This window comes from Hydrogenophaga sp. H7 (assembly GCF_002025745.1).
GTDB classification, from domain to species: Bacteria; Pseudomonadota; Gammaproteobacteria; order Burkholderiales; family Burkholderiaceae_C; genus Hydrogenophaga; species Hydrogenophaga pseudoflava.
In genome coordinates this window covers 1-12,395 of record NZ_MCIC01000004.1, presented here as the reverse complement: position 1 = coordinate 12,395, position 12,395 = coordinate 1, and the positions used below count along the sequence as shown (strand labels likewise).

The following is a 12,395-nucleotide window of genomic DNA, read 5'->3' as shown; positions in this document are numbered from 1 at the left end:
CGCTCAGAGGCCCGGCGCCACCAGGGCGCCCAGCGCCGCCACACCCACCGGTGCCTGGGGCAACCAGGGCAGCACAAAGGTGCGGTTTGCCAGCCCGTTGGCAATGCGCGCTGTCTGCCGGGCTTCGCCTGCCAGACGCGCCTGCAGCAGCGGGTCGGTGGTGCCGGTGGCGGCAATGCTCTTGTTGATGACCCAGGCCCAGGGCTCGATGCTCGCGCGTCGCAGGTCGTCCTGCAGCGCAGCCGCCTGGCTCACCGGGGTGACCTCGGGCAGGGTGACGATCACGACCTTGGTCGTGTCCGGGTCCTGCAGGCGCATGAGCGGCGTGATGATGTGCTTGGCATTCGCCATGCCCTCGTACTGCCGCGTCATCTGGCGGTGGTAGGCACCCGTGGCGTCCATCAGCAGCAGGCTGTGGCCGGTGGGTGCGGTGTCGAGCACGACGAAGGACGTGCGCGCCTCATTGACCACGCGGCTGAAGGCGTGGAACACCGCCACCTCCTCGGTGCAGGGCGACTGCAGGTCCTCCAGCAGCAGGGCCCGGCCCTCGTCGTCGAGGTCCTTGCCGCGCGTGGCCATGATCTTGTCGATGTAGGCGGCGGTCTCGGCCTTCGGGTCGATGCGGCCGACCTTGAGGCCGTCCAGGCCGCCGCTCAGCGCCTCGGCCACGTGGGCCGCTGGGTCGGTGGTGGTCAGGTGCACGCTGTGGCCACGCTGCACCAGGCCGACCGCCAGCGCGGCGGCGATGGTGGTCTTGCCCACGCCGCCCTTGCCCATGACCATGATCAGCCCGTGACCGGCCGCGGCCAGTTCGTCGGTCAGCGCGGCCAGCGAGCCGGCCCGCAGGTCGGCGCCCGCCCTGGCCGGCACGGTGTCCGGTGCCGGCCCACCGCCCAGCAGCGCGCGCAGCGCGGGCAGGCCGACGGTGTCGAAGGCCCGCAGCGGCACCTCGTCGCGCGGCAGCGCGGCCAGTGCCCCGGGCAGCTGCGCCAGCGCCTCGCGGCCCAGGGCTTCGATGGACGCCGCCACGCGGTCGGCGGGATCGCTGGCGTGGAACACGCCGTTGATGGCCAGCCGCTGGTTGGCCAGCCCAAGCAGGCGCAGTTCGTCCGAGGTGCGCGCGGCCTCCTGCATGGGGCGCGGGTCGGGGCGCGTGACCAGCACCACGGTGGTGAGCGACGGGTCGCTCAGGGCCCGCAGCGCGGCATTGAAACGCGTCTCCTGCATCTTCAGCCCCGAATGCGGCCCCAGGCAGGAGGCGCCGCGGTCGTTGCCGGCCAGGAAACCGCTCCAGGCCTTGGGCAGGCTCAGCAGGCGCAGGGTGTGGCCGGTGGGCGCGGTGTCGAAGACCACATGATCGAAGTGCCCGTCCGTCGCCTCGCCGGCCAGCAGCGCGGCGAACTCGTCGAAGGCGGCGATCTCGGTGGTGCAGGCGCCCGAGAGCTGCTCGCGCACCGTTGCGCGCTCCTCGTCGCTGGCGCCCGCCTCCAGCTGTGCCAGCACGCGCTGGCGGTAGGCCTCGGCGGCGCTGTCGGGGTCGATGTTGAGCATCTGCAGCCCCGGCACGCCAGGCACCGCCACCGGCTGGTTCGACAGCGGAACCCCCAGCATCTCGTCGAGGTTGGAGGCGGCGTCGGTGCTGACCAGCAGCACGCGCCGGCCGGCGTCGGCCAGCGCGATGGCGGTGGCGGTGGACAGCGAGGTTTTGCCCACCCCGCCCTTGCCCGTGAAGAACAGGTAGCGGGTGGGATCGGTGGCGAAACCGGGCAAGGGGGTGTTTGAGGAATGGGCCATACCTCAGCATCGCACAAGCGCGACGCCCTGGCGATGACCCGCGTCAAGCCGGCGGCAGCGTGACCGTGACCGCCAGCCCCGGCTGCGCATTGCGCACCGCGAAGCTGCCGCCATGGGCCTGCGCCACCAGTCGGCACAGATAGAGACCCAGCCCGACCCCGCCAGCCGCCCGGGTGCGCGCGCTGTCCGGGCGGTAGAAGGCCTGTGCGAGGTGGGCCAGCTGTTCCTCGGGCACGCCCGGCCCGTGGTCGCGCACCTCCAGGGTGACGGTCCCCGCGTCCGACGACAGCGTCACCGACGGCGGCTGGGCGGCGTCGGCGCCGTGGCGCAGCGCGTTGTCCACCAGGTTGCGCAGCAGCAGGCGCACGCGCGAGGCGTCCACCGACGCGGCGGGCATGTCGCCGGGCGCGTGCACCGCCACCTTCGCCGCCGCCGGGTGCCGTGTGCGGAGTTCGTCGATCACCTGACGGGCCAGCGCCGGCAGGTCGGTGGGCGCGCGCTGCAGCGCCGTGTGGTTGCCGGCCAGCCGCTCGCTTTCCAGCAAATCGCTGATCAGCGAGGCCATTTCCTGCAGGTCGCGCATCAGGGCGTCGCGCTGCGGGTTCACGTCGGCGGTCTCGGGCAGCAGCTCGGCGTTCAGCCGCGCCCGGGTCAGCGGGCTGCGCAGCTCGTGGCTGATCGCCAGCAGCAGCGCGCGCTTGGCTTCGAGCATCTGGTGGATGTCCTGGCCCATGGTGTTGATGGTGGTCGCGAGTTCGCCCAGTTCGTCGGGGCCGTGGATGCAGCGCTCGGGAATCGGCTGGCTGAAGTCGCCCTTGCCAAAGCGGCGCGCGCCTTCGCCGATCGCGTCCAGCGGCTTGAGCAGATGCCGCACGTACATCCAGGCCAGCAGGGTGAGCACCAGCAGTGCCGCCAGTGCGACGCCGATCATGCGCGGCTTGCGCTCGAAGGCCTGGCCGTTGATACCGAAGGTGAGCACATGCCCGTCGGCGGTGGTGCGCTGCAGGATGCCCTGCCAGTCGGGTCCGCTGTCCGCGTCGTCGCGGCGCCAGGAGGTCCCTGCTCCGGGCTTGTCCCGCAGCCAGTCGGGCGGCGGCTGGTCGGGGTGGGACGACCAGTTGATCTGCGGGCCGGTGATGGTGACCGTCAGCGGCAGGCGCCCGATGATGGCCCGCGCGCGCTCGACGCTGGGCGTGGGGCCGCCGGCGGTGCACTCCCGGGTCAGCTGGTCGACGTAGTCCATGAGCAGCGGGCGTGCGGCCTCGCGCCAGCCCATGGAGAACGCCCTCTGCGCACCCGTGAAAAACACGAAGGTCATCGCCGCCGCGAGCAGCAGGAACAGCAGCACCATGCGCAGCTTGATCGAATGCGCGACGCGGTGCTTGGCCCGTTTCCAGGCCGAGATGCGGGCCGGGCTCACTCGGCCTCCCGCCGCAGCGCCAGCGAGTAGCCGGCGTTGCGCAGGGTCTTGATGCAGTCCAGCGGCTCCAGCTTCCTGCGCAGGCGGCTGACCACGATGTCCACCGCGCGCGTGTAGAGATCGGCCTCGTGGCCGCGCAGCTGGTTGAGGATGTCGTCGCGGCTGAACACCCGGCCCGGTTCGCGCGCCAGCATGGCCAGCAGCTCGTACTCGGTGCCGGTCAGTTCGATGGCCTCGCCCTGGCGCAGCACGCTGCGACGCGCGGTGTCGATCTCCAGGCCTTCGAACTTCAGCGTCGGCGCGGCGCTGAGCACCGCGGCGTGCCCGTTGCCATTGGGTTTGAGGCGGCGCAGCACGGTCTGGATGCGCGCCACCAGCTCGCGCGGCTCGAAGGGCTTGGGCAGGTAGTCGTCGGCGCCGATCTCCAGCCCGACGATGCGGTCCATCACCTCGCCGCGTGCGGTCAGCATGATGATCGGGATGTCGCTGTCCTTGCGGATGGTGCGGCACAGCTCGAAGCCGTCCATCTCGGGCAGCATCACGTCCAGGATGGCGGCGTCGAAGCCGCCGGCGCGCAGCTGGGCCAGCCCGGCGCTGGGCCGCGTGGCGTGGACCAGCTGGATCTCGAAGCGCTGGAAGTAGGTGGCCAGCGGCGGTCCGAGGTTTTCGTCGTCGTCGATCAGCAGGATGCGGTTCATCGGGTCATTCTGACAGGGCACGGTGGCGGACGATCAGCCGGCGCAGCCGGTCTTTTTCGGTGCGTTCGAGCGCATCGAAGCGCTCCCCCACCGACAGCAACGCTGGCAGCATCGGCACCGCCTCGACCGGCTGGCGTTGCGAGAAGCGCGCCCACAGGGCGAGCGCGTGTTCGCGGTCGAACTGCGGGCCCCAGAACAGGGTCAGCAGCTCGGCGTGCGGATCGTCGGCGTCGGCCAGCAGGGCCGCCGTGTGCGGGCGGACCTGCCGGGCGATCGCGTGGATGGCGTCAGCCACGGCCCCACCACCCATGGCCACGGCGCTCCAGCCTCTCGCGCACCTGCTTCTGCTGCTCGGGGTTGAGGCTGTCGTAGAAGTCGCCGAAGGCGGCGAGCATCTTCGGGCCGTTGCCCTGGGCGGCCTGCAGCTTCTGGTCCAGCAGCTGCTGCGCCTTGCTGCGGTCGAACTTGTCACCGGCGATCAGCGCCGCCATGTCGGCGCGCGGGTTGGCGGACTCGCCGCGGAAGGCCTTGCGCGAGGCGATCATCTCGTTGGCCAGCACGCCCAGCTTGGCCTTCTGCTCGGCGTTGAGGTCGAGCTTGCTGCTGATCTTCTCGATCGCCTTGCCGCGCACCTCGGTGACGCGCTCGTCGCTCCAGCCGCGGGCGTGGTCGCCGCGCGTGCCGCAGGCGGTGAGGCCGCCGAGAACAACGGTGGTGGCCGTGAGGCCGATGAGGGTGCGTTTGATCCAGGGTTTCATGGCGGTGCTCCTTAGGGGGAACGTGTTGAACATGAGCGCCATGGTGCCGGCCGCCCTACCCCGGCGGGTGTCGGCGCGGTCTCGCTTTTTTTCGGTTTGTTTCAGCGCGCCGTCACGGCGCTTTCAAGGAGCGTTCATTGAGGCGTCACAGCCGGCGGGCACCCTACCGGGGTTCCACCAACCGAGACCCGTCCATGCGATTCACCCCATTCGGCCTGAGCGCCTCCGTCGCCCTGGCATTCAGCGCCTACAGCGCACAGGCACAGACCGCCTATCCCGCCACCCTCGCGGGCCACGCCGTGCTGCCCGCCAAGACCTTCATCGCCGCGCCGAAAGACGCGCCGGCCGACCTGCAGGTCAGCGGCAAGTTCACCACCGGCCAGCGCGTCGAGGCGATCGGCTCGGTCGAAGGCAAATCCGCCGGCCGCCCCACCGGCGTGTCGCTGCCGTTCAAGGGTCAGCCGGTGCAGGGCCATTCGGGCATCAAACGCCTGGCCGACGGCAGCTTCTGGCTGCTGACCGACAACGGCGCCGGCGCCAAGGCCAACTCGCCCGACTTCGCGCTGTTCCTCAACCGCTACGCGGTGGACTTCAAGAGCGGCCAGTTCAAGCGCCTGCAGACCGTGTTCCTGCACGACCCCGACAAGAAGGTGCCTTTCCGCATCGTCCACGAAGGCACGAAGCAGCGTTACCTCACCGGCTCCGACTTCGACACCGAAGGCTTCCAGATCGCTGGCGGGCACTTCTGGATCGGCGACGAGTTTGGCCCGTACCTCATCAAGGCCGACATGAAGGGCCGGGTACGGGCCGTCATCGACACGAAGGTGGACGGCAAGACCATCGTCTCGCCCGACCATCCTTCGGTCACCACCCCGGGCGCCCCGAACGGGGAGCTGAAGTTCCAGTCGCGCCGCTCCAAGGGCTACGAAGGCCTGGCCTCGTCGCCCGACGGCAGCAAGCTGTATGCCCTGCTCGAAGGCGCGCTGTGGGACGAGGCCACCAAGGCCCCCGAGACACTGGATGGCAAGCAGTTCCTGCGCGTGCTGGAGTTCGACGTGAAGGCCGAGCAGTGGACCGGCCGGCACTGGAAGTACGTGCTGGAGGCCAACCACCACGCCATCGGCGACTTCAACATGATCAGCGCCACCGAAGGCCTGATCATCGAGCGCGACAACGGCGAAGGCACACCCGACAAGGCCTGCCCCGAGGCCGAGAAGCGTGCCGACTGCTTCCACGACCTGCCGAAGTTCAAGCGCGTGGTGAAGGTGGAACTGAGCGACGCCAACGCGGGCGGCCCGCTGCGCAAGATCGGCCACATCGACCTGCTCAACATCGCCGACCCGAACAAGCTGGCCCGCAAGCCGCTGGTGGACGGCAAGCTGAGCTTCCCCTTCTTCACCATCGAGAACGTGGACCGCTTCGACGCCACGCACATCGTGGTCGGCAACGACAACAACCTGCCGTTCTCCAGCAGCCGCGACCCGAACAAGGCCGACGACAACGAGCTGATCCTGCTGGAGGTGGGGGAGTTTCTGAAGGCACGTTGAGCGGGGTGACGCTGATCGTCACAGACCAGCGTCAACACCCGACAGATCGCCCGCAATCAGCTTGAACTGTTCCAGCGCCGCCTGCAGGTCTTCCACGATTTCCTGCGCAATCACCTCCGGCGGCGGCAGGTTGTCGCTGTCGGCCAGCGACTCGTCCTTGAGCCAGAAGATGTCCAGACTGGCCTTGTCGCGCGCCACCAACTCGTCGTAACTGTAGACGCGCCAACGGCCGTCCGGGTTCTCGGGTGACCAAGTGGCCTGGCGCAGGTGCCGCTGACCCACCTTGTACAAATCAACAAACTCGTCCAGGTGTTCGCGCTTGAGCGGATTCGTCTTGAGCGTGAAGTGCTGGTTGGTGCGCAGGTCGTAGATCCACAGCTGTTTCGTCCATGGCGTTTCGCTGGCCGGCTTCTTGTCGAAGAACAGCACGTTGGCCTTCACGCCCTGGGCGTAGAACAGACCCGTGGGCAGCCGCAGCAAGGTGTGCAGGTCGCATTCGTGCAGCAGCTTGCGGCGGATGGTTTCGCCCGCCCCGCCTTCGAACAGCACGTTGTCCGGCAGCACCACCGCCGCCCGGCCGTGGGTGGCCAGCAGCGTCTTGATGTGCTGCACGAAGTTCAGCTGCTTGTTGCTGGTGGTGGCCCAGAAATCGTCGCGCTCGATGATGTCCTTCTCGGTGCTGGTGCGGCCGTCTTCGCCCACGATCACCGTGCTGCTCTTCTTGCCAAACGGCGGGTTGGCCAGCACCACGTCGTAGCGTTCGCCGGGGTCAGAGCCCAACGCGTCGCCCACCACCACCGGCACCGACTTTTCAGACCCGATGCCGTGCAGCATCAGGTTCATGGCACACACCCGTGCCGTGGCCTGCACCAGCTCGTAGCCGGTGAAGGCCTTTTCCTTCAGGTGCTTGAGCTGATCGCGCGTGAGGTTCTTGTGGTGCGCGGTGATGTGGTTGTGCGCCGTGAACAGAAAGCCACCCGTGCCGCAGGCCGGATCGCAAATCGTCTCGCCCGGCTGCGGCGCGATGCAGTCCACCATGGCCTGGATCAGCGCACGCGGCGTGAAATACTGGCCTGCGCCGCTCTTGGTGTCCTGCGCGTTGCGCTCCAAAAGGCCTTCGTAAGCGTCGCCCTTCACGTCCGCGCCCAGGATAGTCCAGGTCTCGGTGTCGATCAGGTCCGCCACCACCCGGCGCAGTTTGGCCGGGTCCTGGAACTTGTTTTGCGCCTTGGCAAAGATCAGCCCCAGCGTGCCGCGCTCCATGCCCAGCCGTTCCAGCGTGTGGCGGTAGTGGTCGAACAGGCCGTCGCCGTCGCGCTTGAGCAGTTCGGGCCAGCTGTAGCCCGCCGGCACGATGCTGGGCTGGTTGTACGGAGGCCGGCTGCGCTCGTCGGCCATCTTCAGGAACAGCAGATACGTCAGCTGCTCCACATAGTCGCCGTAGCTCATGCCGTCGTCACGCAGCACGTTGCAGTAGTTCCAGAGCTTCTGGACGAGGGTGTTGGTGTTCATAACGATGGGCCGCAAGCGCAGCCTGCTGGTATTTCAGATGCCCAGCGGCAACTCGCGTGCGTCCAAGCCCATGGCCTGCAGCTCCCGACGAAAATGGGTCATGGCCAAGGGGACCACCTGCGCCACCAACACGTATTGATAGGGCTCTGTGGCAAAACGCGAACCGATCATTTCTTCGGTCACGCCGGCTGGGTACTCGAACTTGCCTTCGTATCGACCTTCGAACACCGCACCAGTGTCTGCCCCTTCAGGGGTCTTGGCTGCGGCATGCAGCACGACATTTACCAACGCCAACAGCGGACCATCTGCGCTGGCAGAGGTACCCAAACCCACCTCGATGTCCTGCCTGAGCTCCAGACTCAGCTTCTGCGGAGCAGGAGCGGGCGCGCTGTTGTCGCCACGAAACTGCGTGACCCGCAACGACACCAAGCGAGGACGCTGCTCAACTACTTCCATTGCCGCTCCTGTGGCTCGACGTCATGACCCGCGACCGTGTAGGCGTGCATGCCCACAGACAGCGAAGGCCTGAAGCCGCCATTGCCGAAGTTGGCAACGATCACATTGCTGGAACTCTTTCGTGCGTACACGATTTGCGCCGCAGGCTTGGCCGGGCGCAGTTCGGCGGTCATGCCTTCTTGGTCAACCAGCGCCCAGAAAGCCTCTTCGCTGCGCAGCACCAGGCGCAACAGCTTGTCCATGGCCTCGGAATGCGCCACATCGTCGTTTTCGTACTTGCTGAAAGCCACAGGGCCTCCGCCAAACAGCCGGGCTGCCTGTTTCTGGTTGAGCTTGTAGCGCTCACGCAAAGCCGCAATCTCAGCCCCGCTGAGCAACCCACCCACCTGCTTGCGAAACGCCATCACGGCTCGTTTGTTGCTGCGCATTTCTGCAGCACCAGCAAAGTCAGACCCGCACGCATCGCACTGCTGATAGTGCGAAGGCACCTGGCCTTTGTGCCCCTTGTACTCGGCTTCGATCTGCTCCACGTGATCGGTCACGTGGCCCGCCCCGCAAATGGGGCACAGTGTTTTGTCATTCATACAGACCTCCTGGTCTTGTGATTCGCTCAGGTATGGCAAGAGACCATCAGCACCAATGCACCCGTCTTGCCAATCGCGAACTTCAGGAAATATTCCACCGACATTTCTTTTCGGGCTGCTTCGATCCACTCGCGACGCCGGATCGTGTAGGCATCGCACGCAGCCCACGCCTTGCCGTTGTCACACCACTCGGAATCCTTGTAGTCGCTCGACTTCAACGCCGAAATCACCGACGCCACATCGTCTGCATCCCAAGTCAAGTTCGCCACATCCCGTGAGCACTTCCTGGTCCAAAGGAGCAAACCACTAGGCTGCACCGCCAGCCCCTGCACCCGCTCCAACGGATACAGCGGCCCACCGTCGATCTTGACCCGGTCGCCCGGCGTCGGACCGCCACTGTACTCTGAAACGACGATGAAAGTTACCATAATGGTAATTTTAAGGACATCAACTTGGAATAACTGTATTTTTAAACAGTTTCAACCAAGTTCTGCCTCCTGCAACGCCTTCAACGTCCGCCCCTGCGCGTCTTTCCACTCGATGCGCCCGTTCGCACTGCGGCCCAGCACCACGGCGGCGGCCGTGCTGGGTGAGCTGAAGCTGTAGTCCTGCGTGAAGCGGTACAGGCCCGCTTCCAGCGCCAGCACGCCATTGCCAATCAGTTCCTGCCGCACGTCGTACATGCCGCGCACGTGCTGCGCCATCGACGGCACCGCCTCAGCCACCGCCTGCGAACCAGCCTTGACCACAAAGCCCTGCGTCGCCTCGTAACCCGTCGCCAGCACGCCCTTGCCCTTGCAAGCCAGCACCGGGCTGGCCTTGGCCGTGGGAGCCGGCGCCTGCTCGAACGCATGCACACCCAGCACCGGCAGCATGCCCAGCATGTGGGCCAGAAACACTTCCATGTCGGCCCGGTCGGCCTCGCTCAGGCTGGGTTCGGTGGGCTGGTTGGCGTTGTCCAGCGGCACCCGCTTGGCCGCGCGGGCCAGCGCGATCAGCCGCGCCTCCAGAAACTGCACATGCGCCTTGTTCAGCTGCCCGGCCGTGGCCGTGGTGAAGCCGATGGCGCGGGTCCAGAAATCCTTCTGCGCGTAGTGGCTCTCCAGCCGGGGGCGGATCGGGTCGCCCTCGCCCACGTAGAGCATCTCGCCCTCGCCGTCCGGCCGCGGCCCCAGCAGCAGGTAGACGCCGGTCTGCGCCAGCTCCGGCCGCGCCTTCACCTGCGGCAGCAGCGCCCGCGGAAACACCAGCGCCTTGCCGATCCAGTTGGATTTATCGACGATGCGCAGGCCGTCGGGGTCGCCGTCGACGACGAAGACGCGGAGGGAGAAAGGATGTTGCATGCCTTGTTTAACGCCAGATCAAGACGAAATCGTCATCTCCGCTTCAGACGTCTCGACATCCTCACCCTCTTCGGGGACGGTTCCTCCATAGGCAGCTTTCCCCATGGCTTGCTCTATCAGAGCCAGCAACTGCCGTTGTCTGTCTTCCATGAACCCAGCAAAGTCATCCGCAAAGAGCTTCGCTGGGTCGGTCAAGTGCGACCGCAAATACACATCCAGCTTAGCCGGATCAATGGGTGGATTGGCGGCGTCGCCTTTGATCAGCTTGGCCAAGTAGGTTGAAGGCGCAACACCGCCAATGATCCGGTTCGTACGGAATGACAGCGGCGTCTTGTTGATGATGGAGTCGAATACTTCTGGCTTGACGCCCTGCTTCTTGCACCAGTCCTGGGGAAAGATGTGGTGAATGTCAACGTTCTCGCCGAAGAAAACCGTGTGATCAAACTTCTGCCCGGAACGGAAGTCCTGCGCGCCCTCCTTCATCAGCAGCGCATTGACGCCCTTGTAGGCAGCAGACAATCGCATGCGCATGGTTTTCAAACGGTCCGCCCTGAAGATCGTCTCACTCACGGTCGACGGCTCAACGCCCCCCTTCAGCCAGAGTGGCACCTCGATGAAATCGCGGGCAATACGCGTTTCAACCGCTGAGCCATACAGCTCGCCGAACACTCCGTTCCAATACCAGCGAACAAGCTTCGCGCGGTTTGCCTCATGCTCCCAAGCATCGCCCACATCCGCAAGGATGGCCGCCAGTGGAACGATCTGTGACTGGTACGGCAGGTCGTAGATGCGGTATATGTGCAGCATGTGCAGAAACTTCGCCGCCTTCATAAAACCGTCTTCCACTTGCTTCTCGTACTTCTTGTACGCAGCCAAAGGAAGACCCAACAAAGCCTGACGATTGCCAGTCACCGCTGGCAGCTCTTTGCCTTCCTTTCCAGCCACCTCTGCCTCGCGACGGCGTTCGCGCGTGTGGAATAAAGACACTGCTTGCAAAAAGTCCGTGTTGCCTACGTTGGCAAGAATCCCCGCCTCGGAATCCGCTGGGCGCAGTGCGTCCACAAAACGCCGTTGCCGCCCCTTTAGGTTGTCATCCTGAAGTCCCCTCGAATTCCTGAGCCAGTCAGAAGTAGAGGTTGGGGAACAGTTTGACACGGTACTCGACCGGTGGGATTCGGCCGAGAGATTCATGGGGGCGCTGGTGGTTGTAGCGGTGCAGCCAGTCGGCCGTCATATCACGCACCTCCTGCAATGACTCGAAGACATAGCAGTCCAGCACCTCGGTTCGGTAGGTCTTGTTGAATCGTTCGACATAGGCGTTTTGCGTGGGCTTTCCTGGCTGGATGTGATTGAGCGCGATGCCCTTGGATTTCGCCCATTCGGACAGAGCGTGAGCGATGAACTCCGGGCCGTTGTCCAGGCGAATCGACAGCGGCGCTCCGCGCACTTCCACCAGCTCATTCAAGGCACGTATGACACGGGCTGCCGGCAGGCTGGTGTCGACCTCGATACGCAGGCCCTCGCGGTTGAACTCATCGATGACGTTGAAGGTCCTGAATCGCCTGCCGGACCACAGTGCATCGGCCATGAAGTCGCAGCTCCAACCCTGATTGGGTTGGCCAGCAGCCTCCAGCGGTTGCTTGATGCGCGCCGGCAAACGCTTCTTGCCGCGCCGTGGCAGGTTCAGCCGCAGCTCGCAGTACACGCGCCAAAGCACCGTCTTGCCCCAGGGCTTGCCTTGGTGGCGGGCACTGTCGTAAAGCAGGCCAAAGCCGTGGCGCGGGTTGAGCGCCATGTGCATCTGGATGAAGGTGATGACCCCGGAGTCGTCGCGCGCAATGGGTCGGTAGCGCAGTGTGGAGCGGGCAATGCCGCTGGCCTGGCAGGCTCGGCGCTCGCTCATGCCGTGCTCGGCCATGAGGGCTTGAACGACCATCTCGCGACGCTCCGGGGTCAGAGCTTTCGGTCGACAACGTCCTTGAGCGCGTGGTGCATGAGCGCCAGGTCGGCATACATGCGTTTGAGCTTGGCGTTCTCGTCCTGCAGTTGCCGAAGCTGCGCCAGGTGCGAGACCGTCATGCCAGAGAACTGACTCTTCCACTTGTAGTAGGTCGGCTCGCTCACGCCGTGCTTCCTGCACGTCTCGCCGACCTTGGCACCCATCTCGACCTCCTTGAGGATGCCGACTATCTGCGCTTCGCTGAATCTGGATTTCTTCATGTAGAGACTCCGTCTTGGGGAATTCTCTACTTCCGGGTGGTTCAGGTTTTCAAGGGGACTTCA

The 12,395-nt window shown here is 65.7% G+C and carries 13 protein-coding genes; 1 reads left to right on the top strand and 12 read right to left on the bottom strand.

Annotated elements, in window-relative coordinates; genetic code table 11:
• Positions 1-3: 3 nt before the first annotated feature.
• Genes arsA through BC358_RS05065 form a run of 5 tightly spaced genes read right to left on the bottom strand, consistent with a single transcriptional unit; the run spans position 4 to position 4,670 of the window.
• Positions 4-1,794: an arsenical pump-driving ATPase gene (arsA, locus tag BC358_RS05085; protein WP_079364986.1), complete on the bottom strand. Its 1,791-nt coding sequence runs from the start codon at positions 1,792-1,794 to the stop codon at positions 4-6.
• A gap of 43 nt (positions 1,795-1,837) precedes the next feature.
• Positions 1,838-3,214 carry a HAMP domain-containing sensor histidine kinase gene (locus BC358_RS05080; RefSeq protein ID WP_306292786.1) on the bottom strand — a complete coding sequence of 459 codons (1,377 nt, stop codon included), beginning with the start codon at positions 3,212-3,214 and terminating at the stop codon, positions 1,838-1,840.
• Positions 3,211-3,912 carry a response regulator transcription factor gene (locus BC358_RS05075; RefSeq protein ID WP_079364985.1) on the bottom strand — a complete coding sequence of 234 codons (702 nt, stop codon included), beginning with the start codon at positions 3,910-3,912 and terminating at the stop codon, positions 3,211-3,213. Before BC358_RS05075 ends, BC358_RS05080 begins: the two co-directional genes overlap by 4 nt.
• 4 nt (positions 3,913-3,916) lie before the next feature.
• Positions 3,917-4,207, bottom strand: a complete 291-nt coding sequence (locus tag BC358_RS05070; RefSeq protein ID WP_256861429.1) for a hypothetical protein — start codon at positions 4,205-4,207, stop codon at positions 3,917-3,919.
• Positions 4,200-4,670 carry a Spy/CpxP family protein refolding chaperone gene (locus tag BC358_RS05065; protein WP_079364983.1) on the bottom strand — a complete coding sequence of 157 codons (471 nt, stop codon included), beginning with the start codon at positions 4,668-4,670 and terminating at the stop codon, positions 4,200-4,202. The genes BC358_RS05070 and BC358_RS05065 overlap by 8 nt, the downstream gene beginning before the upstream one ends.
• A gap of 194 nt (positions 4,671-4,864) precedes the next feature.
• On the opposite strand from BC358_RS05065, the gene BC358_RS05060 reads away from it, so the two are divergent.
• Positions 4,865-6,217, top strand: coding sequence for an esterase-like activity of phytase family protein (locus BC358_RS05060; protein WP_079364982.1), 1,353 nt, complete (start codon positions 4,865-4,867; stop codon positions 6,215-6,217).
• 18 nt (positions 6,218-6,235) lie between these two features.
• Here BC358_RS05060 and BC358_RS05055 read toward each other — a convergent pair whose 3' ends face one another.
• From BC358_RS05055 to BC358_RS05025, 7 genes are all read right to left on the bottom strand, one after another.
• Positions 6,236-7,729 carry a class I SAM-dependent DNA methyltransferase gene (locus tag BC358_RS05055; RefSeq protein WP_079364981.1) on the bottom strand — a complete coding sequence of 498 codons (1,494 nt, stop codon included), beginning with the start codon at positions 7,727-7,729 and terminating at the stop codon, positions 6,236-6,238.
• Positions 7,730-7,762: 33 nt separating this feature from the next.
• Positions 7,763-8,185, bottom strand: a complete 423-nt coding sequence (locus tag BC358_RS05050) for a hypothetical protein (protein ID WP_079364980.1) — start codon at positions 8,183-8,185, stop codon at positions 7,763-7,765.
• Complete coding sequence (locus tag BC358_RS05045) at positions 8,176-8,769, bottom strand: type II toxin-antitoxin system MqsA family antitoxin (RefSeq protein ID WP_079364979.1); 594 nt, start codon at positions 8,767-8,769, stop codon at positions 8,176-8,178. Before BC358_RS05045 ends, BC358_RS05050 begins: the two co-directional genes overlap by 10 nt.
• Positions 8,770-8,795: 26 nt before the next feature.
• Positions 8,796-9,197, bottom strand: coding sequence for a type II toxin-antitoxin system MqsR family toxin (locus tag BC358_RS21735; protein ID WP_143434179.1), 402 nt, complete (start codon positions 9,195-9,197; stop codon positions 8,796-8,798).
• Positions 9,198-9,248: 51 nt separating this feature from the next.
• Positions 9,249-10,112 carry a GIY-YIG nuclease family protein gene (locus BC358_RS05035; RefSeq protein ID WP_079364978.1) on the bottom strand — a complete coding sequence of 288 codons (864 nt, stop codon included), beginning with the start codon at positions 10,110-10,112 and terminating at the stop codon, positions 9,249-9,251.
• A gap of 18 nt (positions 10,113-10,130) precedes the next feature.
• Positions 10,131-11,174: a hypothetical protein gene (locus BC358_RS05030; protein ID WP_218669465.1), complete on the bottom strand. Its 1,044-nt coding sequence runs from the start codon at positions 11,172-11,174 to the stop codon at positions 10,131-10,133.
• A gap of 61 nt (positions 11,175-11,235) precedes the next feature.
• A protein-coding gene (locus tag BC358_RS05025) for an IS3 family transposase (RefSeq protein WP_256861428.1) occupies positions 11,236-12,332 on the bottom strand; the annotation gives its coding sequence in 2 pieces (ribosomal slippage) (positions 11,236-12,080 and positions 12,080-12,332; 1,098 coding nt in all).
• Positions 12,333-12,395: the final 63 nt, after the last annotated feature.